At 71.0% G+C, this 22,215-nt stretch carries 18 protein-coding genes and 2 pseudogenes; 19 read left to right on the forward strand and 1 reads right to left on the reverse strand.

Features of this window, described 5'->3' with window-relative positions; genetic code table 11:
* Window positions 1-44: 44 nt before the first annotated feature.
* The 7 genes and pseudogenes from FB558_RS30980 to FB558_RS31010 all read left to right on the forward strand — a co-directional run.
* On the forward strand, window positions 45-644 hold the full coding sequence (locus FB558_RS30980) for a hypothetical protein (protein ID WP_005456790.1): 600 nt from the start codon (window positions 45-47) through the stop codon (window positions 642-644).
* Between the two features lie 46 nt (window positions 645-690).
* Window positions 691-2,136: an NADP-dependent isocitrate dehydrogenase gene (locus tag FB558_RS30985; RefSeq protein WP_005456797.1), complete on the forward strand. Its 1,446-nt coding sequence runs from the start codon at window positions 691-693 to the stop codon at window positions 2,134-2,136.
* A 35-nt stretch (window positions 2,137-2,171) separates the two neighbouring features.
* The gene (ilvD, locus tag FB558_RS30990) at window positions 2,172-3,854 is read left to right on the forward strand and encodes a dihydroxy-acid dehydratase (protein ID WP_142060522.1); all 1,683 of its coding nucleotides are present in this window, start codon (window positions 2,172-2,174) and stop codon (window positions 3,852-3,854) included.
* Window positions 3,855-4,093: 239 nt separating this feature from the next.
* Window positions 4,094-4,879: an enoyl-ACP reductase FabI gene (fabI, locus tag FB558_RS30995; RefSeq protein WP_005456799.1), complete on the forward strand. Its 786-nt coding sequence runs from the start codon at window positions 4,094-4,096 to the stop codon at window positions 4,877-4,879.
* 97 nt (window positions 4,880-4,976) lie between these two features.
* Window positions 4,977-5,777, forward strand: a complete 801-nt coding sequence (gene bioD, locus FB558_RS31000; RefSeq protein ID WP_142059653.1) for an ATP-dependent dethiobiotin synthetase BioD — start codon at window positions 4,977-4,979, stop codon at window positions 5,775-5,777.
* A gap of 241 nt (window positions 5,778-6,018) precedes the next feature.
* Complete coding sequence (locus tag FB558_RS31005; protein ID WP_142060524.1) at window positions 6,019-7,536, forward strand: ISL3 family transposase; 1,518 nt, start codon at window positions 6,019-6,021, stop codon at window positions 7,534-7,536.
* A 102-nt stretch (window positions 7,537-7,638) separates the two neighbouring features.
* Window positions 7,639-7,842 (forward strand): annotated as a pseudogene (locus FB558_RS31010) (sigma factor-like helix-turn-helix DNA-binding protein); the annotation flags it as partial.
* A 40-nt stretch (window positions 7,843-7,882) separates the two neighbouring features.
* On the opposite strand, the gene FB558_RS31015 reads toward FB558_RS31010, so the two are convergent.
* On the reverse strand, window positions 7,883-8,686 hold the full coding sequence (locus FB558_RS31015) for an HARBI1 family protein (protein WP_170231439.1): 804 nt from the start codon (window positions 8,684-8,686) through the stop codon (window positions 7,883-7,885).
* Window positions 8,687-9,484: 798 nt separating this feature from the next.
* On the opposite strand from FB558_RS31015, the gene FB558_RS31020 reads away from it, so the two are divergent.
* The 12 genes and pseudogenes from FB558_RS31020 (at window position 9,485) to FB558_RS31075 (ending at window position 22,110) form a co-directional block, all read left to right on the forward strand.
* Window positions 9,485-10,306: a F510_1955 family glycosylhydrolase gene (locus tag FB558_RS31020; RefSeq protein ID WP_211366983.1), complete on the forward strand. Its 822-nt coding sequence runs from the start codon at window positions 9,485-9,487 to the stop codon at window positions 10,304-10,306.
* A 420-nt stretch (window positions 10,307-10,726) separates the two neighbouring features.
* Complete coding sequence (locus tag FB558_RS44890; RefSeq protein WP_142059655.1) at window positions 10,727-10,978, forward strand: TlpA family protein disulfide reductase; 252 nt, start codon at window positions 10,727-10,729, stop codon at window positions 10,976-10,978.
* 29 nt (window positions 10,979-11,007) lie between these two features.
* Window positions 11,008-11,316: pseudogene (locus tag FB558_RS45820) on the forward strand (response regulator transcription factor); the annotation flags it as partial.
* Window positions 11,317-11,329: 13 nt separating this feature from the next.
* Window positions 11,330-11,692, forward strand: a complete 363-nt coding sequence (locus FB558_RS31035) for an SDR family NAD(P)-dependent oxidoreductase (RefSeq protein ID WP_142059657.1) — start codon at window positions 11,330-11,332, stop codon at window positions 11,690-11,692.
* Window positions 11,693-11,733: 41 nt separating this feature from the next.
* Entirely contained in the window at window positions 11,734-12,606 is an 873-nt protein-coding gene (locus tag FB558_RS31040; protein ID WP_170231615.1) for a methyltransferase domain-containing protein, read from the forward strand.
* 453 nt (window positions 12,607-13,059) lie between these two features.
* Window positions 13,060-14,556 carry an ABC transporter substrate-binding protein gene (locus FB558_RS31045; protein WP_142059661.1) on the forward strand — a complete coding sequence of 499 codons (1,497 nt, stop codon included), beginning with the start codon at window positions 13,060-13,062 and terminating at the stop codon, window positions 14,554-14,556.
* Window positions 14,457-15,554: an ABC transporter permease gene (locus FB558_RS31050; RefSeq protein WP_281288701.1), complete on the forward strand. Its 1,098-nt coding sequence runs from the start codon at window positions 14,457-14,459 to the stop codon at window positions 15,552-15,554. The genes FB558_RS31045 and FB558_RS31050 overlap by 100 nt, the downstream gene beginning before the upstream one ends.
* The gene (locus FB558_RS31055) at window positions 15,554-16,354 is read left to right on the forward strand and encodes an ABC transporter permease (RefSeq protein WP_142059665.1); all 801 of its coding nucleotides are present in this window, start codon (window positions 15,554-15,556) and stop codon (window positions 16,352-16,354) included. The genes FB558_RS31050 and FB558_RS31055 overlap by 1 nt, the downstream gene beginning before the upstream one ends.
* The gene (locus FB558_RS31060) at window positions 16,351-17,919 is read left to right on the forward strand and encodes an ABC transporter ATP-binding protein (RefSeq protein ID WP_142059667.1); all 1,569 of its coding nucleotides are present in this window, start codon (window positions 16,351-16,353) and stop codon (window positions 17,917-17,919) included. The genes FB558_RS31055 and FB558_RS31060 overlap by 4 nt, the downstream gene beginning before the upstream one ends.
* Window positions 17,906-19,669 (forward strand): ABC transporter ATP-binding protein, encoded by a 1,764-nt coding sequence (locus FB558_RS31065; RefSeq protein ID WP_142059669.1) that lies wholly within the window; start codon window positions 17,906-17,908, stop codon window positions 19,667-19,669. The genes FB558_RS31060 and FB558_RS31065 overlap by 14 nt, the downstream gene beginning before the upstream one ends.
* A gap of 1 nt (window position 19,670) precedes the next feature.
* Complete coding sequence (locus FB558_RS31070; protein ID WP_211366984.1) at window positions 19,671-21,410, forward strand: ABC transporter ATP-binding protein; 1,740 nt, start codon at window positions 19,671-19,673, stop codon at window positions 21,408-21,410.
* Window positions 21,403-22,110, forward strand: a complete 708-nt coding sequence (locus tag FB558_RS31075; protein WP_142059671.1) for a TetR/AcrR family transcriptional regulator — start codon at window positions 21,403-21,405, stop codon at window positions 22,108-22,110. The genes FB558_RS31070 and FB558_RS31075 overlap by 8 nt, the downstream gene beginning before the upstream one ends.
* Window positions 22,111-22,215 lie beyond the last annotated feature (105 nt).

Here is a 22,215-nt window from a genome sequence, read left to right on the forward strand (position 1 = left end):
CTAACTCCCCACGTAACAGAGCCGCTTGGAAAGAGAGGTACCCGATGAGCGCGCTTCTACTGATCTCAAGTGTGGACCACGCCGAGGTCGCCGTCGAGCAGGCGAGCGACTACCTGGTCCACCACCGGCGCTACGGCGGCGATCCAGCTCAGCGGGACGCCCTGCTCGGGATTTGGATCCGCCGCGAGCTTGACGCGGACCTGCCCACGTTGTTCCCGTGCGGCGAGCATGTGCAGACCTGCGGATGCGCCGTCGGGGACCCCACGGAAGGGCGCCCGCCAGCAGTGCCGGTGGGGATCCGGACCTCCTCCTCGGTGTCCGGGCTGTGGTCGCTGTGCTGGCTGGACGGTTCCGCCCTGCGCGAGGCACACAACCCCCACCAGCGACGGCGCCTGATCCTCGATGTCCTGGTGCAAGGCGCGGCGCCCGCAGCGAGCCTGCCGGGAGCGTTCTTTCCGGTCTTCGCGCACACCGACTCCCGCGACACCGTCCACGCCACCCTGACCGAACTCGGCAGCCGCTACCCGCGCCTGGTCGCGACCCACTGGTACATCGATGACCCAGAGCAGGGCATCAGTGGACCGTGCGGCACGACCAGCGCCGGATGCCGGCTCGCACGCGGCACCGCCACGACTCGCCCCTAGCCCATCCAGCGTCCCGTCCCGTCACGTCCTCGGTCTCAGGAGCAGCATGACCACGCATTCCACATCCGCACCGATCACCGTCGCCCACGGAGACGGAATCGGTCCGGAAATCATGGAAGCCACCCTTTCGGTGCTCAACGCCGCAGGCGCGGCCCTTGACATCGACACGATCACCATCGGAGAGTCGGTCTATCAGGCTGGCAACCCCGCCGGCGTCACTCCCGAGGCGCTCGAGTCGATCCGCCGCACGGGTGTGTTCCTCAAGGCGCCCATCACCACCCCGCAAGGCGGAGGGTTCAAGAGCCTCAACGTCACCGTGCGCAAGACGTTCGGTCTCTATGCCAACGTCCGGCCATGCGTCGCCTACGCACCGTTCGTCGCCACCAAGCACCCTGGCATGGACGTCGTCATCGTTCGGGAGAACGAAGAGGACCTCTACGCCGGCATCGAGCACCGCCAGACCGACGAGGTCGTGCAGTGCCTCAAGCTCATCTCCCGGCAGGGATGCGAGCGGGTAATTCGCTACGCCTTCGAGTACGCCACAGCCTATCGGCGAACCAAGGTGACAGCGTTCACCAAGGACAACATCATGAAGATGACCGACGGCCTGTTCCACCGGGTGTTCGACGAGGTCGCCGCCGACTACCCCGATATCCAGGCAGAGCATTGGATCGTCGACATCGGTGCGGCCAAGCTCGCCGACACCCCCGAGGCGTTCGACGTCGTCGTCCTGCCGAACCTCTACGGCGACATCCTCTCCGACGTCGCCGCCCAGATCGCCGGATCTGTCGGCCTCGCCGGAAGCGCGAACATCGGCGAGCGAGTCGCCATGTTCGAAGCCATCCACGGATCCGCCCCCCGGCGAGCCGGCCAAGACGTTGCGAATCCTTCAGGGCTGCTGCTGGCCGCGGTACAGATGCTGGTCCACATCGGACAAGCCGACGTCGCGAGCCGAGTCCACAACGCCTGGCTGCGGACCATCGAAGACGGCATCCACACCTACGACATCTACGAGCCCGATACCAGCACCTCCAAGGTCGGCACCACGGCGTTCGCGGCATCGGTCATCGACCGTCTCGGCCAAGAACCCACCCGGCTGCCGGCAACGCACTACGCCCAGCACAGGCCGATCACCGTCAAGCTCGCGGGCCGATCCGCTGCCGCCAAGACCCAGCTCGGCGTCGACGTGTTCGTCCACAGCCCAGACACCACCCCAGACGAACTCGCCGCCAAGCTTCGTCCGTTCGCCGCACCCCTGCACCTTGACATGATCTCCAACCGGGGACAGAAGGTCTGGCCAGGCGGCGCGCCCGAGACCCTGCTCACCGACCACTGGCGATGCCGCTTCCTCGACCCGCGCGGGACCACCACCGCCGCCGAGGTCGTCGCCCTCCAGGCCCGCATGGTCGAGCACGGCATCGAACCGATCAAGACCGAAGGACTCTACGCCTTCGACGGCGAACCCGCATTCACCCGAGGCCAGGGCCAATGAAGGGCCGAGCTGACCAAGCGAAGCCGGGAGAAGACATGGACCCGCGTCACCGTAGCCGAATCGTCACCGACGGCGTCACCCGAGCACCGGCCCGGGCGATGCTGCGGGCAGTCGGGTTCGCCGACGAGGACTTCACCCGGCCGCAGATCGGTGTGGCCGCGGCCGCCAACGACCTCACACCCTGCAACATCGCCCTGGACCGCCTGGCAGGCGCGACGGCCGACGGGGTCAGGAAGGCGGGCGGGGTGGCGATGCGGTTCTCGACCATCGCCATCTCCGATGGGATCGCCATGGGGCACCGCGGCATGCGCGCGTCACTTCCCAGCCGGGACCTCATCGCAGACTCGGTCGAGTGCGTCATGGAGGCCGAACAACTCGACGCGATGGTCACCATCGCCGGCTGCGACAAGAGCCTTCCCGGGATGCTCATGGCCGCCGCACGCCTCAACGTACCCACGGCGTTCTTGTACGGCGGCTCCTCCCTCCCCGGTAGCTGGCAGGGTCGGCCGGTGACGATCCAGGACGTTTTCGAGGCCGTCGGCGCGCAGGCAAGCGGCCTGCTCAGCACCGACGACCTCGACGATCTGGAACGCGCCGCGTGCCCAGGAGCCGGATCGTGCGCCGGCATGTACACCGCCAACACGATCGCCGCCGAAGCCGAAGCCCTCGGTATCGCACTGCCCGGCTCGGCATCCGCCCCCGCCATCGACCCCACACGCCCCGGCATCGCCCACGACACCGGAGCGGCCGCCGTCGCCGCCCTGCGCGCCGGGATCCGCCCACGCGACATCCTCACCCGCGAAGCCTTCGAGAACGCCATCACCGTGGTCATGGCCCTGGGCGGGTCGACCAACGCCGCGCTGCACCTACCCGCCATCGCCCACGAAGCCGGCGTCCGCCTCACCCTCGACGACTTCGACCGGATCAGCCGACACACCCCCCACATCGCCGATCTCCGTCCCGGTGGGCGCCACGTCATGGCCGACCTGCACCAGGTCGGTGGCGTGCCCGCAGTGCTCGCCGCGCTGCTGGACGCCGGACTGCTCCACGGCGACTGCCTGACCGTGACCGGAGCCACCCTGGCCGAGAACCTCGCCGAACTCGCAGCCCCGAAACCCGACGGTACGGTCCTCCGAACGCCAGACGACCCGCTCCGCCCCGACGGCGGCCTGGCCATCCTCCGCGGGGCACTCGCCCCCAGCGGCGCGGTGGTCAAGATGGCCGGCCTGACCGTCGACCGCTTCCACGGCACAGCCCGGGTCTTCGACAACGAAGACGCCGCCATGAGCTACGTCGCAGGCGGCCGCCTCACCGCAGGCGAGGTGATCGTGATCCGGTACGAAGGCCCACGCGGCGGACCGGGAATGCCGGAGATGCTCGCCGTCACCGCCGCTGTCCGCGGCACCGGCCTGGGTGACCAGGTGGCGCTGGTCACTGACGGCCGCTTCTCCGGCGCCACCACCGGCCTCTGCGTCGGCCACGTCGCCCCCGAGGCCGCTGCCGGCGGGCCGCTGGCGCTGGTCGCCGACGGCGACCCGATCATGATCGACATCCCAGCACGCACCATCGATCTCGACGTCAACCCTGCCGAACTCGAACGACGCCGTCACCGCTGGCACCCACCCCCTGCCCCGACCGGCAACGGCTTCCTAGCCAAGTACAGCCGCCTCGTCGGCTGCGCCTCGCAGGGGGCGCTCGTCGGCGCCACCCCACGATGAGCAGCCCCACCCGACGCAAACACCATCATGTCACGCGAGCGATCCGGCTTTTCTCCCATCGCCGTGCCGGCGGCACGGCCTGCGGGGCGCATCGGCGGTGCCGCCAGCGCCGACCGCCCTGTCGAAGGAATCACCGCCACGACCGGACCCTGCATCCGCCGGGCCATCGACGTCCACCAAGCGGTCACGACCCACGCCTGCCGGGCCGCACACACCAACCCCCGCGAAGGAGCCGCACTGTGTTGGACGGCAAGCACATCCTGGTGACCGGGGTCGTCACCACCGACAGCATCGCCTTCGCCGTCGCCCGCCGCGCCCAACAACTCGGCGCCGAGGTGCTGCTCACCGGGCTCCCCCGCGATCTCGATCGGGCCCGTGCGGCGGCAGCGCAGCTCACCGGCGACATCGACGTCATCCCCTTCGACGCCACTGCCTCCCACGACACCGCCCGGCTCACCGCAACGATCGCTGAGCGGTGGGAGAGACTCGACGGCGCCCTGCACGCCATCGCCTTCGCACCCGCCGACGCCCTGGAAGGCCCCCTACTCAACGCCCGCCCCGAAGGGATCGGACTGGCGTTCCAGACCAGCACCGTATCCCTCGCCGCGCTCGCCGCGGCGGTGAACCGGCTCGCCCCACCCTCCGGCGCCAGCCTGGTCGGGCTCGACTTCGACGCCAGCGCCGCGTGGCCGGTCTACAACTGGATGGGCGTCTGCAAAGCCGGACTGGAGTCGCTCAACCGGTACCTCGCACGCGACCTCGGGCCTGCCGGAATCCGGGTCAACCTCGTCGCGGCCGGGCCGATCCATACCCGGGCGGCCACCGGCATCCCCGGCTTCGAAGCCCTGCTCGACGCCTGGGCAACCCGTTCGCCCTTGCGGTGGGACCCAGCCGACTCGACCCCGGTGGCCGACGCCGTCTGCTTCCTGTTCTCCGACCTCGCCCGCGCTATCACCGGCGAGATCCTCCACGTCGACGGCGGCTACCACGCCATGGCCGCGCCCCTGCGCCAACAGGGATCATGATGGGCCACGAGGACATCCAACACCTCCACACTGACCAGGGCAGGTGCCCTGGCGCAGACTGGGCAAGATCTCGGCTGGTTGACCCGGTGGGCGCTCCATGACCCGACCTAGCCGACTCATCCTGGTCACCGGCACCGGCACCGAGGTCGGCAAGACCTGGGTGACCGCCGCCTTGTCGCGACGATTGCGAGCATTTGGCATCGAGGTCGCGGCCCGCAAACCGGCGCAGTCGTTCACACCCGGTGATACCGCGACCGACGCCGCCGTGCTCGGCGAGGCAACTGACACGCCCGCCGACACGGTGTGCCCGCCACACCGGTGGTACCCGGTACCCCTCGCGCCACCGATGGCCGCCGACACCCTACAACTGGCTCCGATCCTGCTCGACGACCTCGTCGCCGAACTCGACTGGCCCTCAGACGTCGCCATCGGCTTCGTCGAGGGCGCAGGCGGGCTGTGCTCACCAATCGCCCATGACGGCGACACCCTCTCACTGGCGCAGCGGGTGAGACCGGACCTCGTGCTACTGGTCACCGAGCCTGTCCTAGGAGTTGTGTCCCAGGTGCGCCTCGCCGCGCGAGCCCTCACCGGACACGAGGTGCTAGTCGTCCTGAACCGATACGACCCCAGCGACGAGGTGCACCGGCGTAGCCGCGACTGGCTGACAGCCATCGACGCGCTCGCCGTACTCACCAACCACGACCTCGCCGACACCGTTGATTCCGACGCGGCCTGGCGCGCCATCAGCGGCGAGCCCACCACCCGCTGCGGCGCAACCGTTCTGCCCACCTCCCTCGCGACGCCGCCCGGCCCGCGCTGCCGCGACTGCCACACCCCCAGCTCTCTCGTCGCATCGCTCGACCGACCCACCGACACCCGAGTTCTAACCCCGCCGTGACGCGCCACGATCGCCCGTTCACCACGCGCGGCATTGTGTGTCAACGGTCTCTGAATCTTGGATCTGGCCCACTTTCCGTGATCGACGCGACCCCGTACGGGGTGTGTCGAACCACGCTCGGTGATCATCTTGGCTTGATCATGTTCGATCGTGTGATGATCAGGGTGCGGTCGCTGTTCTGCTGCCGCATCTGGCCGACGTGGTGATCGAGCGGGTCGACGAGGTTCGTGGCTCAGTACGTGTGTGGGCGCGTCCGCGCGCCCAGCAGGCGTCGTGTCCGCGCTGTCAGGCCAGGTCTGGGCGGGTGCACTGCCGGTATGAACGTCGGCTGGCTGATGCTGCGATCGCTGGCCGGCCGGTGGAGATCGAGCTGCGTGTGCGCCGGTTCGTCTGCGAGAACGCCGAGTGTGCAGCACGGACGTTCGCTGAGCAGGTTCCCGGGCTGACCACGCGGCATGCGCGGCGTAGTCCGCTGCTGCGGCGGATGCTCGAATCGATCGGGCTGGCGCTGGCGGGACGGGCGGGGGCTCGGCTGGCCGAGACGTTGGGATTGCCGGTGAGCCGCAGCACGGTGCTGCGGTTGATCCGCGCCCTGCCAGACCCTGAGTCCGCGACGGTGAGGGTGTTGGGTGTGGATGATTTCGCGCTGCGCCGCGGGCACGTGTACGGAACCGTTCTGGTCGACATCGACACCCGCCGGCCGATCGACCTGCTCGCCGACCGGGAGGCCGCCACGTTCGCCGGCTGGCTGGACGAACATCCCGGCGCCGAAGTGATCTGCCGTGACCGCGCCGGCGCTTATGCCGAGGGTGCGAGCACCGGGGCCCCGAGCGCGATCCAGGTCGCCGACCGGTGGCATCTGTGGCACAACCTCGCTGAGCGCGTGGAGAAGACCGTCGCCGCGCACCACGGCTGCCTGCGCGCGCACGACATCCGGCCCGAGATACCCGCCGCGCCGGGCGGCCCGGCCGATCTTGCCGAGGCACCCGAGGCCCGGCGGCGGGAGGGATCTGCGCTGGTGACGCGTACGCGGCAGCGCTATGAGGCCGTGCAGGCACTGAAGGCGCAGGGGGCGGGGATCAAGACCATCATGCGAGAGTTGCGGTTGGCCAAGGAGACCGTGCGCCGCTTTTACCGCGCCGCGAACGTGGAGGAACTGCTCGCCAAACCGCGCTCCGGCCGACCGTCGCTCCTCGACCGCTACAAGCCCTATCTGCTTGAACGGTGGAACGCTGGAGTCACCAACGCCAGCGCGCTCTACCGGGAGATTAGCGAGCAGGGCTACCACGGCAGCCAGGGCGGCGTCGCTGCCTACCTCGCCCCGTTCCGCGAGTTGGCCGCCGCACCCCCAGCGGAGGCGGTGGTGCCGAAGGTCCGCCAGGTTGTGTCCTGGATGCTTCGCAACCCCGCCGACCTGGACGACGAGCAGCAGCTTCAGCTCAAACAGGCTCGCGCGAGCTGCCCGCATCTCGACGCCGCCGCCGCGCATGTCGCCGAGTTCGCCCAGATCCTCACCGGCCGCCACGGCGAACGCCTCGATGCCTGGATGGTCGGCGTGAACGCCGACGACCTGCCCCACCTGCACCGGTTCGTCGCGGGGCTCCGCCGCGACCACGACGCCGTCCTCAACGGCCTGACGCTGCCCTACAGCTCGGGATCGGTCGAGGGCAACGTCAACCGCATCAAAATGATCAAGAGGCAGATGTACGGCCGCGCCAACTTCGACCTGCTACGCAAGCGAGTCCTCCTCGCAACCTGATCGACCGGGGGCCAGCTCGATCACGGAAAGAGGGCCAGATCCTGAATCTTGACCCCGTGTCGGTCTGCGAAAGTTGACCCCCCTCCCTGGGAACGAGGAGGGGTGATCAAGGTGGAGGACTGGGCGGAGATCCGCCGGCTGCACCGGGCTGAGGGCGTGCCGATCAAGGAGATCGCACGTCGGCTCGGGCTGGCCCGGAACACGGTGCGGTCGGCGTTGGCGTCGGAGCGACCACCGCGCTACGAGCGCGCACCGCGGGGCTCGGTGGTGGACGCGTTCGAGCCGGCGATCCGGGCGCTGCTGGCGCAGTGAACCTTTCCCAGTAGTGATCAACGTCGCGGGTTGATCAGGTTGTGCGGCCGTGCTCGTGGTGGAGAAGCACGAGCGCTGCGGCGGTGATGGCCCCGATCCGCCACGGGCACAGGCTGACCCGGCGCAGCGCCTTGAACGTTGTCTTAAGCAGGGAGTTTCCGCGTTCGGCCAGGGCGCGGGTCGCGGAATGCAAGGTGTTCACAGTCCGCTGCTCGACCGAGAGTTTCTGCCCGCGCACCGCCTTGAACGGACAGGTCAGCCGCTGGTTCTCGCCTTCGTAGCCCAGATCGGCCAGGGCAGCGTGACCGGTGTCGGTCCAGGCATCGAGCGTGGGCAGCAGGTCGGGGTGGGCGCGGGCGCAGGTGGTGTCGTGTTCGCGACCCGGGCGCACCGGGGAGGTCCACACCGGCCACCCGTCCGGCGCGGTCACCACCTGCACGTTCCCGCCATGGTGCTGGTGTTTGCCCGACCACCACAGATCCACCCCGGGGGTCGGGCCGAGCGCCTTGGACCGGTCGGTGCGGATCAGCGTGCCGTCCAGGTGCACATGGTGGTATCCGGCGGCGTGCGCGGCCAGCAGTGCACCGTGCAGGCTCGGTGCTGCTGCGGCGAGCACGTCGATCGCTTCGTGCAGGTAGCGGTAGGCGGTCGAGCCGCTGACCTGGTTATCCGCGGCGAGCTGGGCGACCCGGGTGCCGTCGAGGAACCAGCGCAGCACCAGGATCGCCTGCCGGTAGCAGCCCAGCGCGCGCCGGCCCCGACGGGTGCCACGGCGAGTGCGCTCGCCGGACAGCAGGCCGGACACGAACGCGACGGTGGACTCCCCGATCGGGAGCACAGCGGTGTAGGTGACAGGATCGGGCACGCGGGACCTCGGTGTTCAAGTCGATCTTTAGGCGGACCGACTCTTCTACCGGGGTCCCGCACCCCTCTTGATCATCTCCGCGTCGTCGGCGTGTCGCCGCACGCACCCAGCCCCGCTACTGGGAAACGCTCAATGCCTTGACCAGCCAGTTCTGTCAAACGGCCCCGAGATCGGTGGTCGTCGTGCAACTCTCCGTCCGTGGTCAACTGGCCGGTCCGGTCCCGTCCGGTGGCGAGACGCGCGCCGCGGGATCCGGTTGCGGACGGGACGACTGGCTTGATCGCCGAACTGCTGAGCCCTCGCTCGGGGCTGAATGCACTGCCGATGACCTCGGCCGGGGCGGGGCCTCCTCGACCAGGCTGGAGGGACCTGCATGCGAGCTGATCATCCGACACCAACGTCATCGACGCGCTGGCTACAGCGAACCGGGCTGGTACTGAGCACATCTGCCTGGGCCTGAGCTTGTCCGGCACCGCAGCGCTGGCCGAGCGACCCATGCCGACACGTTCCCGTGGCTGTGGAGCGCCGCGCGCTGGCATGCCGGTGCTCGACCTGACCGGCTCCCCGCCCGGCGTCGGCGCCGTGATGTCGGCCGAGATCATCCCGGCGTGACTCCCCCTGTGCGCTGCTGCGCTCCGCCGAGAGCTAATCTACGTAGCAGCACCGTAGATCCCTCGTGCACCAGGAGCCATAGTGGAAATTCGACGCCCCGCGTCGCGCTGGGCCGGCGGACCCGCTCTCCGGCGGGTCGCCGTCGTTGCGTCCACGCTGGTGGCGCTGACCGCGTGCAGCCAACCCGGCGACGTTGCCGCACCGACCGACGCGCCTGCGGAGCACAGCGCGCCCGAGCTCGCCCACGTGCACGGCCTCGGGGTCGACCCCGCCGATGGGGACCTGTACGCGGCCAGCCACTTCGGGGTGTTCCGCATTCCAGCCGACGGTGAACCCGAACAGATCGCCGACCGCAGCCAGGACACGATGGGCTTCACCATCATCGGACCCGATCACTTCCTCGGCAGCGGCCACCCGGACCCGGCCGAGACCGATCAGCCCCCGCACCTGGGCCTGATAGAGAGCACCGACGCCGGGCAGACCTGGCGCCCACTGTCCCTCGCTGGCGAGGCCGACTTCCACGCCTTGGAGGCGGCACACGACCAGGTATACGGCTACGACAGCCAGACCCGCCAGATCATGGTGAGCCAGGACAAGACGACCTGGGATCGCCGAGCCCAGCTCGCCCTGGCCGACTTCGCCGTCTCCCCTGACGACCCCGACACGCTGCTCGCCACCACCCAGGAAGGTCCCGCCCGCAGCGCCGATGGCGGCCGGACGTTCTCCCCGATCGCCGGGGCGCCGCTTCTCGTCCTGCTCGACTGGCCGGCTACCGATCGACTCGTTGGCGCCGCACCGGACGGGACCGTGCACACCAGCACGGACGGGGGTGCCGGCTGGACCAGTCAGGGCCAGGTTCCCGGGCAGCCCGAAGCGATCACCACCCACGGCACGAACGAGGTGTATGTCGCCACCGACTCGGGCATCTACCGCTCCACGGACATTGGGCGCACGTTCTCGTTGCTCCAGCCGCTCACCTGACCGCGATCGGGACCGCCGGGCCCCGCGACGCGGGAGCGGCCAGTCCCCGTCCATCTGTGACGCCGAGCGAGCGAGCGGGCGTCGCGAACGCGTTGCAGCCGTCGAGTTCCCGCGATGTGCCTCGGCGAACGCCTGCAACACCGGCCCGCCGAGCCGTACCCGCCCGAGCTCGGCCTATCCTAGGGTCGTACTACGTAGGTAAGGGCCGATGCCTCGGGAGCAGCAGATGCCGCACCACCAGGCCCTACCCGATGCGCCGCGTGCATTGTTGATCCGACGGCCGGGCCGCATGGGCGCCAGCTCGAGAATCGTTGATGCCTGGGAACGGGTAGTCGGCGCGTCCCGAGTTGACGCGAGCCGATGAGCCGTGCCGGGAGCGCTCTGTCGGGCGCGGAGGTGCGCACGACGATCACGGTTCCGATGATCGGTGTCGATGTGCAGGACCGCCCGGCGGACGCGCTGAGCGTGCTGGCCGAGCTCGGAGTTGCATTCCCGTCGGTCACCGACCCGGACGGGGCACTGCAGCGGGCGCTGAACGGGCCCCGGGTACTCCCGCTCAGCTTCGTGGTGCGTCCCGACGGTTCCGTGCAGCTCGTACCGCCCAGGGTGTTCCGATCCGTCGAGGAGGTCCGGCAGGCCGTGGCCGAACACCTCCGGGCCGGCCACGGTTGACCAGAGGGAGACAGACGGTGCAGAGGACGGTGCTCGTCGTCGACGACGAACCGAAGATCCGGGCGCTGCTGCGCGGCCATCTCGAGCGTGACGGGTACGGCGTGCTCGAGGCCGGGACAGCGGCCCGGGCACTCGAGCTCGCCTCCGGTGCCGATCTGATGATCCTCGACCTCCGGCTGCCCGACCGGGACGGGGAGGACGTCGCTCGCCAGGTCCGGGCCGCCATGGCCCTGCCGATCATCATGGTGACGGCCAAGGCCGACGAGGCCCACCGCATCGCTGGGCTGCGATTGGGCGCGGACGACTACGTCACCAAACCCTTCAGCCCGCGGGAGCTCGTCGCCCGGATGCATGAAAGCCCGCGGCGAGGGCCGAATCATCAACGTCACCTCCCAGCTCGCCTACAAGGGCGCCGGCCTGCTCACCCACTACGCCTCGGCCAAGGGCGCCAACACCACCTTCACCCGCGCGCTGGCCCTGGAGTGCGCCGGCACCGGCGTGCTGGTCAACGCCGTCGCCCCCGGAGTCACCCACACCGACCTGCTCACCCCGCTCGCCGACGAGCTGCTCAACAACCTTAAAGCCGCCATCCCGCTCGGCCGCTTCGCCGAGGTCGGCGAGATCGCCCCCGCCGCGCTGCTGCTCGCCTCCCCCGAGGGCAGCTTCTTCCACGGCACCTGCATCTCGCCGAACGGTGGCGAGGTCATGCTGTGACAGCGGCCCCTGCGACAAGGGCCTCTGCGACAGGGGCCTCTGTGACTGCGGCCCCGGCGCTCGCCCCGGGCCGGACCGCGTCGCTGCTGGCCGGCCGGGACTTCCTCGCCCCCACGGTGCAACGCGCGGTCGAATCGCTACACCTTCCCGCCGGGGCATGGGTCCTCGACGCCGGCACCGGCAGCGGCGCAGCGCTACCGGCGCTCGCCCGGGCCGCGGGCGGAGCCGGCTCGGTCCGGGCCGTCGACACCGACCCCGACGTACTGCCCCTCGCCGCGCACCACGCCGCCCACCACGGGATGGGAGCACGGGTGTCGGTGGAGCACGCCGACCTCATCGACGTCGCCGGACACGCCGCCACCGCCCGGGGTGGCGGTTTCGACGCGATCTGGGCCGGGGACGTCATCGGACCGAGCGCGTTCGCCGATCCCGCCGCCGCGGTGGCCGTCCTGACCAGGGCACTGCGCCCCGGCGGCGTCCTCGCCCTGTTCCACACCCACGACCAGCCGGTGTTCCTACCCGGTCACGCGCAACTGGAGCGGCTGGTCCGCGCCGCCGCGGAACGCCACCGCGGCGCCACCCCCGACGGGCACAACCACCACGACCGGCACCTGCCCTGGCTACAGGCCGCTGGCCTGGAACGACTGACGTTGGACGTGTTCCCGAGGATCGGACTGCGGATCGAGACCGACCGCGCCGCGCGGATCTACCTCGACACGGCGGTGTGGCCACAGATGTGGGAGTCCGCACTCGCCTGCGGCCCCCAGGTCGGCATGACCGAGAACGACCTCAGCGACCTGCATGCCCTCACCACACCGGGAGGCCCTCGCTACGTCCTCGACGACCCCGGGTACTACATCCTGCACCCGACAGTCCTGGCCACCGGCCGCCGCGGGCGGGCCGGACAGCGCTGATCAAACCGGGCGGGCGAATTCGCTGACATGGCCGGCATCGGCGGTGAACGCGGTGTCCGCCCAGCCCGAATCCCGCCCGGCCATGGTTGGCCGGCCACCAGGTCAAGCTCGAGCACCACCGGCCGCCCGGGACGTATGGCGAGCTCCTGGTCCGGCCACTGCTGCGGAGAGGGGCCGGAAGCGGTTCCTCCCAGGCGGCCCGAGGTGTCGTCGTACCCGCCGAAGCGGACACCCCCATCGGCAACGCCGCCGCGATCAACACCCCGAGGTCGACGGCCTGATCGCGCGACTCGACGAGATCAGCGCCACCCACGACTGAATCGACATCTCTTGACGATTTCGTTCTGTCCATAACATAATCGGCTTATCGACGATGAATGTCGTTGCCGTGACTGGAGGGGTGGCTGTCGAGTGGGTTGGTGTACCGACTGGGCCGGGTTGAGGGTTCCGCGCGTGCTGCGGGCCGCGGTGGTGGCCGCGGTGGCGGCGCTGGTGCTGTCCGGGTGTTCGGCCACGCCGGGGGGCGGTGGGGGCGATGGTTCCGAGGCGGCCCTGCTGCGGGTGGTGATGTTGGGCAGCGAGAACGAGACCCTGGACTACGGCTCGGCGCAGTCCTACTTCCCGTGGACCGTGATCGGCAACGCGTGCGACAGCCTGGTGGTCACCCGCGACGGTGCGATCGTGGACTCGCTGGCCGAGACGATCGTCCCGAACGCCGATGCCACCGAGTGGATTGTGACCATCCGGGACGGGGTCACCTTCCACAACGGCACTGCCCTGACCGCCGAGGACGTCGTGGCCAGCATCCGCTATTTCGCCGCGTCGCCCGGGTTCGGCACCTACTACTCGGTGGTGGACCTCGACGGGTTGACCGCGGTGGACGCGCGGACGGTCCGGGTGCCGTTGACGGCGCCGCGCGCCGATTTCGTCGACACCGTGCTCGGTTCGGCGAGTGTGGTGTTCGAGGCGGGCGAGGGCACGGCGGAGATGCCGTCGTGCAGCGGTCCGTTCCGGCTGGAGAGCTTCGACCAGGACACGGGCGCGGTCCTGCTCCGTCACGAGGGGTATTGGGGTGAGCGGGCCCTGCTGGAGCGGCTGGAGATCCGGCGCGTCGCCGATCCGGCGGCCCGGGTGAACGCCCTGGTCTCTGGCGAGGCCGACTACGCCTTCGACATCCCGTCCACGGGGGCGGCGACGGTCGGCGGTGTCGAGGGGCTGCAGGTGATGACGGGCGGGGTGGCGAACTCGGGCGCGATGTACTTCGTCCTCAACACCCGCGTCGCGCCGTTCGACGACCCTGCGGTGCGGCGCGCCCTCACCCAGGTCGTCAACCGGGAACAACTGGTGAGCGTCGTGCTGGGCGAGTACGGGCAGCTCGGCAACGACCTGTTCGGCAAAGGCCTCGAGGGCTACGACGGATCCATCGCGCAGCGGACGCAGGATCTGGACGCGGCCCGGGCCACCCTCGCGGCCGCGGGGGTCACCGCGCTCGACGCCACGGTCGCGGAGCTGACGCCGGGCCTGCGCGACGCCACCGAGCTGCTCGGCCAGCAGCTCGCCGAGGTGGGCGTGCAGCTCACCATCGACGAGATCGACCCGAGCTCGTTCTTCACCGACCTGGACAGGCTGTACTCCTCGCAGATCATCTCGATGTACGGCCTGAACCGGCCGGTGGTGGTGACGCTGCCGCAGCTGTTCGGCGCCGAGAACCCCTACGCGTTCTCGGGCTGGAACCCGCCGCAGTTCACCACCCTGGTGGAGCAGATGCAGCAGACGGTCGACGACAGCGCCCGGCAGGCCGTGCTGGATCAGATCCAGCAGCTGCAGTGGGAGCAGGGTGGCTACCTGGTGTGGGGGTACCGGGAGCAGATCTCGGCCGCCCGCGCGGGCCTGGCCGGGGTGCGCGCAAACGTGGGATATCCGGTGTTCGCGCAGGCCGGGTTCCGCTGAGCAGCGCGAACGGTCCTCGCGGAAGTGATCCCGGCGGTGGTCCTGGCGGCGGTGGTCTCGGCTGGTTCGTCATCGGCAGGTTCGTCTCGACCGCAGGCGTGTTGCTGGTGGCGAGCGCGGGGATCTTCTGGCTCCTCGAGCTCGCCCCGGGCGATGCGGCCACCCAGGCGTTGGGACCGAGGGCGACGCCTGAGTCGCTGGCCGCGTTGCGCGGCGAGTACGGGCTGGACCGGTCGGCAGGCCAGCGGTACCTCTCCTGGTTGGGCGGGTTGGTCCGAGGCGACGCGGGCGAGTCGGTCGTGTCCGGACGAGCGGTGTCTGAGGTGTTGTCGGGGCCGCTCTCGCGCACCCTCGCGCTGGGTGCGTGCGCGGGCGTCGGGGTGCTGCTCGTCGGGGTCGTGGGCGGGATCGCAGCCGGTGTGCGGGCGGGCGGGCGCGGGGACCGGGCCGTGTCAGCGGCCGCGGTGGCCGGGCTGAGCACCCCGGAGTTCGTGGTCGGCACGGTGCTGATCGTCGTGTTCGCCCTCGGTCTGGGCTGGTTGCCCGCGGTGTCGCTGCTGCCGACGTCGGGATCGGTGTGGGACCGGCCCGCCGTTCTCGTCCTGCCCGCGGTGACGATCGCCGTGGTGGCGGGCTCCTACGTGCTGCGGCTGGTGCGGGCGATCGTGGCCGGCCACGCCCAGGCCCCGCACGTCGTGGCGGCCCGCCTCGACGGCGTCGGCCCGGTCGCGGTGCTGGGCCGGCACCTGCTGCCGGGCGTGCTCGGCCCGGTCACCGGCGCCGTCGCGGTGGTCGTCCCCTACCTGCTGGGCGGCACCGTAGTCGCCGAGAGCGTGTTCGCCTACCCGGGTCTCGGACGGACCCTGGTGGCCGCCGTCGACGCGCGCGACCAGGTCCTGCTGCAGGGGGTGGCGATGGTCCTGGCGACCGGCACCGCCACGGCGTACATGCTCGCCGACGTCATCGCCCGCGCCACCGACCCGCATCGGGCGGCGTGATGCGCGGCCGGGTCGACCGACGGTGGCGAACACCGGCAGGCGCCGGGCCCGCCACCGTGCTCGCCGCAATGGTGGCGCTGGTGGTCATCGGCCCGTTCGCGGCACCGAACGATCCCATGGCCTCCCTCTCGACCGCGTACCTCGCTGCGGGTGGTGAGTTCCCGCTGGGCACCGACAACCTGGGCCGCGACGTGCTGAGCCGGGTCCTCGCCGGCGGCTGGCCCGTCCTGGTACTGCCCGCTGTCGCCGTCACCATCTCGACATCGGTGGGCGTCGCCGTCGGGCTCACCCTGGTCGCCGGCCCGCGCCGCGGGAGACGCACCGGGCAGGTGCTCGACCTGTTATTGGTGCTGCCCCCCGTCCTCGTCCTGGTGATCCTCGCGTTCGTCCTGGGCCCGGGGGTCGGCACCCTGCTGATCATCATCACGGTGCTCAGCGCCCCGTTTACCGCACGTCAGGTACGGGCGCTGGCCGACCCGCTGCTCGACACCGGCTTCGTGCACATCGCGCTCACCGAAGGCCACAACCGCGGCACGGTCGTGCTGCGCGAGGTCCTGCCCAACATCAGAGGCCCGGTTCTGGCCGACGCCGGCAACCGGCTGGTCGGCGCCGTCTACCTCGTGGCGTCGGCGAGCTTCCTGGGCATCAGCCCGCTGCCGGGATCGACGGACTGGGCGTCGATGGTGGCCGCCGCGTTGGGCGGCATCATGCTCAACCCCGCTGCGGTCCTCGCCCCCGCGCTGGCGATCGGACTGGTGACGGTCCCGGTCAACCTCCTCGTCGACCGGGCGGCTCGATGACCGCGCCGAACGCCGTCTCGGTACACGCGCTGACCGTCGCGGCCCCGACCGGGCGTCTGGTCCTCGACCGCGTCCACCTCGACGTGCCGGGCGGTGCCGCGGTCGCGCTGGTGGGAGAGTCCGGGGCCGGGAAGACGACCCTGGCGCTGACGCTGCTCGGGCACCTCGGACCAGGGCTGCGCCGGACCGCAGGCGAGGTCCTGGTCGCCGGAGTCGCGCCGCTGATGCTGTCGTCGCGAGCTCGTCGCGCGTTCCGACGCAGCGAGATCGCCTGGCTCGGGCAGGACCCGGCGGCGAGCCTCACCCCCACGCGCCGGGTGTCGGACCTGGTCGGTGAGGTGGCACCCGGTCCACGCCCGGCCCGGCGGGACGCGGTGTGCGCGGCGCTGGAGGCACTTGGCCTGCCCATCGACGCCGCCTTCCTGCACCGCCACCCCCACGAGATCTCCGGTGGGCAGCGCCGCCGGGTCGCGCTCGCCCGCGCCCTCGTGCGCCGCCCCCGGGTGCTCGTGCTCGACGAGCCGGTCACCGGACTCGACCCAGATGCCAGGGCGCAGGTCGTCGACGAGATCGGCCTCGTCCGCCGGACCGCGGGCTGCACGCTCGTGGTGATCAGCCACGATCTCGGCGCCGTGCGCGACCTCGCCGAGCAGACCGTGATCCTCGATGCCGGGCGGGTGGTCGAGGCAGGCGGTAGCGCCGCGACCCTGGCCGCCCCCACCTCACCGGTGACCCGCAGGCTGATCGACGCCGCCACCCCGGTCGGGCTCCGCGCGGCACCCGCGCCCGGGCCGGCGACGTTGCGGGTCACCGACCTGGGTGCGGCCCACGGCCGACAACCGGTCTTCCAGGGAGTGTCCTTCACCCTCGGGCCGGGCGAATGTCTCGCGTTGAGCGGGTCGTCCGGGATCGGGAAGAGCACCCTGGCGCGCACCATCCTCGGGCTGCACATCCCCACCCACGGCCAGGTCGCGCTCGATGACGTCGGGCTGGCGCCCGGGGTGCACGACCGATCCGCAGGGCAGCGCCGCGCGATCGCCTACGTACCCCAGGACCCGGCCACCTCGCTCAACCCCGCCCGAACCGTGCACGCCACGCTGGCCCGCGCCGTGGCGCACGGTGCCCTGACTCGCGATGCCGTGACTCGCGGCGCCACGACACGCGGTGCGCCGGCCTGGTCGTCGCAGCGCGTTGCGGTGGCCCGACTCCTGGCGGCGGTGGGGCTCGAACCCGATACGGCGTCGCGGCGCCCGACCGAGTTGTCGGGTGGGCAGCGGCAGCGGGTCGCCCTCGCCCGGGCGCTGGCCGGGCAGCCGCGGGTGCTGGTCTGCGACGAGGTCACCTCCGCTCTCGATCCCACCGTCGGCGCAGCCGTGCTGGACCTGCTCGACCGCCTGCGCCGCGAGCACCACCTGTGCATCCTGCTGATCACCCACGAGCCCGGCGCCGCGGGCCGGGTCGCGACGCGCGCCCACACCCTCACCGCCACCGGCCTCCTCGGCGACCCCGCGGCCGATGTGCCAGCGGCGTCCGCACTGAACGGAGCTGACCATGTCCACCGCTGAGGCCATACCCACCCACAGTGCGGTCGCCCAGCTACTGGCTCCGATCCGGGGCAGGCTGGCCCTGGCCGTCGTCCTGCAGGCGGTGTCCTCCGCGCTGGTCCTGGCCCCACTGATCGGGGTCGGCGAGCTCGCCCGGATCCTGCTTGCCGCGCCGATCGACGCGGCCCGCGCCTGGACCGTCGTGCTGACCGCCACCGGTCTGCTGGCCGCCGGGTTGGCGCTGCGCGGCGCGGCGGACCTGACCACCCATCTCGCCGACAACACCTTCACGCTGCAACTACGCCGCCGGCTCGCGACCGCGTTGTCGGCCGCTCCGCTGGGCTGGTTCTCCGAACACGCCTCGGGCCGGATCAAGCAGGGCATGCAGGACGATGTGTCCGCTATCCATCACCTGATCGGGCACGCCTTCACCAACCTCGCCGCCGCCGTGACCACCCCGCTGATCGTGTACGGGTACCTCTTCTGGGTCGACTGGCGTCTGGCGCTGGTGCTGCTCGCCCCACTGCCGGTGTTCGCCGGGATGTACCGGCGGATGATGGCAGGCAGCGCGGTGAAGATGAGCGACTACGGTCAGGTCTTGGCCGAGGTCAACGACGCCACCGTCGAGTTCGTGCACGGCATCCCGGTGGTCAAGACCTTCGGCCGGGCAGGCCACGCCCACCACGCCTACGGCGCCGCCGTCGACCGGTTCACCGCGTTCTTCCTGGGTTGGTCGCGGCCACTGATCCGACCCGAGACCGTCGCCGCCGCCGCGCTCGCACCGGTCACGATGGTGCTGCTCACCCTCCTACCTGGTACCTGGCTGCTCGCTACCGCCGCGATGGACCCGACCGATCTGCTCCCCTTCCTGCTGCTGGGCCCCGGCATCGGCGCCCCGATCGCGGCGCTGACCGCGAGCACCCAGTCCCTGCAGCTGGCCCGCGGGGCCGCGGCCCGAGTCGGCGCACTGCTCGACATCACACCGATGCCCCGACCAGCACATCCCCTCGTCCCGGTGGGAACCACCGTGCAGTTCGACCAGGTCGGGTTCTCCTACGACTCTGCCCACCAGGTCCTCGACGATGTCACCCTGACCCTCGAACCCGGAACCGTGACCGCGCTGGTGGGTGCGTCGGGCTCGGGCAAATCGACCCTGGCCCGGTTGCTGCTGCGGTTCTTCGACCCCACCGCAGGCCGTATCCGCCTCGGCGGCGTCGACCTCGCCCGGATCACGCCCGAGCAGCTCTATCAGCGAGTCGGGTTCGTGTTCCAGGACGTGGCGCTCCTGCGGGCCAGCATCGCCGAGAACATCGCGCTGGGCCGCCCGCACGCATCTCGCGACCAGGTCGTCGCGGCTGCGCGAGCCGCGAACATCCACCACGTCGTGGACACGTTGCCGCGCGGCTACGACTCCGTTTATGGGGAGGATGCGCACCTCTCCGGTGGGCAGGCGCAGCGCGTCGCGATCGCCCGAGCACTGCTGCTCGACCCGCCCTTGCTCGTACTCGACGAGCCCACCTCCGCCGCCGACGCCGAGTCCGAACGAGCCGTGCAGGACGCCCTGTCCACACTCGCGGTGCGCGACCAGGCGCCGCGCACGGTCCTGGTGATCGCGCACCGCCTCGACAGCATCACCGCCGCAGATCAGATCGTCGTCCTCGACGGCGGCCGCATCGTCGAGCGCGGGACCCACCGAGATCTGCTCGCCGCCGGTGGCCGCTACGCGCAGCTGTGGCGCATCCAGCACCTGAGCGGCGCGGAGGTGAACTGACGTGCTCGACAAGCTCATGGGCCTGCTCGGCCCGCAGAAGGCGCACCTGCTGCGCTCGCATCTGGTCCTGAGCGCGCTCTGGTCGATCGCGCAGGGGCTGACGATCGCGCTGGCCGTCCCCGCCGTCACACACCTGCTCGCCGGGGACCCGGTCGCCGCCCTGCCCTGGCTCGCCGCCGTCGGGGCCGGGGCGATCTGCTCGTGGGTCCTGCACCACGTCTCGACCCTGCGCGGGTTCGACGCCGCCATCGAGCTGCTCTCCACCCTGCGCCACCGCATCGGTGACCACGTGGCCACCCTCCCACTGGGCTGGTTCACCCCGGCCCGCACCGGACGGCTCGGGCACCTGCTGAGCGCGGGCGTGATGGACATATTCGCCCTGCCCGTGCGCCAGCTCTCCGCGCTCGTCCAAGCCACGGTCACCCCGCTCGTGCTGACCATCGCGGTCGCCGTGTTCGAGCCACGGCTCGCGCTCGTCGTCGCCGCCGCGCTACCACTGGTCGCCGGCGCCTACTGGTGGTCGGGCCGGCTCGGCCGGCACGCGGACGCCGCTGTGGACGCCTCCGCCGCTCACGTCACCGACCGGATGGTCGAGTTCGCCCGCAACCAGACGGTGCTGCGGGCGTTCGGTCGGGCCGGGACCGGCCTCGACCAGTTCGACCAGGCGCTCCTGGCCCAGCAGCGCGCCGAGCGCCGGCAGCTGTGGATGGTGCTCCCGCCGCTGATCGTGAACGGTTCCATCGCCCGGCTGCTGTTCCTGGGCCTGCTCGCCACGGTCACCTCGGTGGCGGTAGGCGCACAGACACCCGCGCAGGTCGGGACAGCCGTGGCGCTGCTGGTCGTGGTCAACCGGATCGTGGAACCACTGAGCGAGGTGGCCGCGCACGGCACGACGATCCGGATGGCCACCGCCCAGCTCGACACCGTCGAGGCGATCCTCACCTCGGCCCCGCTGCAGCAGCCGGCCACACCGGCCCCCACCCCTGCCCGCACCGACATCGAGCTGCGCCGCGTCCGCTTCGCCTACCAGCCGGGCCGCCCCGTCGTCGACGACGTGTCCCTGTCGATCCCCGAAGGCAGCATGACCGCGCTCGTCGGGGCATCCGGGTCAGGAAAAACCACCATCACCCGGCTGATCGCCCGCTTCTGGGACACCACCGACGGTCAGGTCCTGATCGGCGGCGTCGACGTCCGGGACCTGCACACCGAGCAGCTCATGAGCCTGATCGCGCCGGTCTTCCAGGACACCTACCTGTTCTCCGGCATCCTGCTCGACAACCTGCGCATCGCCCGCCCGACCGCCAGTGATGACGACATCGAGCGGGCGGCCGCCACCGCCCGGGTGACCGAGATCGTCGAACGCCTCCCCCACGGGTGGCGCACCCCGGTCGGGGAGGGCGGCGCACGGCTGTCCGGCGGGGAACGCCAGCGCGTCGCGCTGGCCCGCGCGCTGGTCAAGGACGCACCGATCATGCTGCTCGACGAGGCGACCAGCGCGCTCGACGCCGTCACCCAGGCGGCCGTCAGCGCGGGCCTGCTGGCGGTCCGGCGCCGCAGAACGATGCTGGTCATCGCCCACCAGCTCGCCACCATCGTCGACGCCGACCAGATCGTCGTCCTGGACCATGGGCAGGTGGTCGAACACGGCACCCACGAGGAGCTGCTCGCGATGAACCGCCGCTACGCCGCCTTCTGGCGCGCTCGCACTGCGGCCCAGGGCTGGCGGCTGACCCGTGGCTGAACCCCCCGATCCCGCCCGCCGCGGCCCCGGCCGCCCACCCAAGATCAGCCGCGACGACATCGTCGCCGCCGTAGTCGCCGAGGGCTTCGCCAGGATCACCGTCCCGGCTGTCGCCGCCCGGCTCGGCGTCACCACCGTCACCCTCTACCGGCACGTCCCCGACCGGGCACACATGCTCGAACTGGCGTGGGACCACATCGTCTCCACGGCCACGTGGCCCGACACCGCACTGCCCTGGGCCGAACTCCTGCGCGACTCGGCCATCGCGATGTGGCGGCTCCTGGAGCAGCACAACGGTGCCGTGACCGCGCTGTCGACCGGGCTCGTACCGCCCGCCATGGTCCAGATGATCGACGACCTCGCCGTCGCTCTGGTCGAGCAAGGCTTCACCGCCCACGACGCGGTTCTCGCCGTCGACCTCGTCCTCGACCTCGCCGTCGACCATCGCCTCGGCGTCGAGCGTCTCGACGGCCCCACCCGCGAGGACTCGACGATCCGGGACGGGCTCAGCGCGGTGTGGGCGCCCTCGACCGGCGATGGCGACGCCCGACGCGACGTCAAGCGCGAGATGCGCAACGCGATCGCCGAACCGCCGATCACCTGGTTCAACCGCAAACTCACCCTGGCTCTGGCCGGAATCCGGTGCGACCTGGCGCCTCGGCCGCGCTTGCGTCCAGGATCGTGCCCCTCATCCTGTTGAGGACGGCAGTCGCGCTGCACTGGATCGTTTCACTGACGTTCGACACCGGGGCGAACGATCAACGCGGTATCGGGCCCCTGAAGTTGTCCGGACCGGGTACCACCA

Source organism: Pseudonocardia kunmingensis (assembly GCF_006716445.1).
Lineage (GTDB): Bacteria > Actinomycetota > Actinomycetes > Mycobacteriales > Pseudonocardiaceae > Pseudonocardia > Pseudonocardia kunmingensis.

Bases quoted from the DNA above. Each gene is read 5' to 3' on its own strand.
- FB558_RS31060 (WP_142059667.1), top strand. From the start codon at position 16,351: ATGACCGCGCCGAACGCCGTCTCGGTACACGCGCTGACCGTCGCGGCC.
- ilvD (WP_142060522.1), top strand. From the start codon at position 2,172: ATGGACCCGCGTCACCGTAGCCGAATCGTCACCGACGGCGTCACCCGA.
- bioD (WP_142059653.1), top strand. From the start codon at position 4,977: ATGACCCGACCTAGCCGACTCATCCTGGTCACCGGCACCGGCACCGAG.
- FB558_RS31065 (WP_142059669.1), top strand. From the start codon at position 17,906: ATGTCCACCGCTGAGGCCATACCCACCCACAGTGCGGTCGCCCAGCTA.
- FB558_RS44890 (WP_142059655.1), top strand. From the start codon at position 10,727: ATGATCGGTGTCGATGTGCAGGACCGCCCGGCGGACGCGCTGAGCGTG.
- FB558_RS30985 (WP_005456797.1), top strand. From the start codon at position 691: ATGACCACGCATTCCACATCCGCACCGATCACCGTCGCCCACGGAGAC.
- FB558_RS30980 (WP_005456790.1), top strand. From the start codon at position 45: ATGAGCGCGCTTCTACTGATCTCAAGTGTGGACCACGCCGAGGTCGCC.
- FB558_RS31035 (WP_142059657.1), top strand. From the start codon at position 11,330: ATGAAAGCCCGCGGCGAGGGCCGAATCATCAACGTCACCTCCCAGCTC.
- FB558_RS31055 (WP_142059665.1), top strand. From the start codon at position 15,554: ATGCGCGGCCGGGTCGACCGACGGTGGCGAACACCGGCAGGCGCCGGG.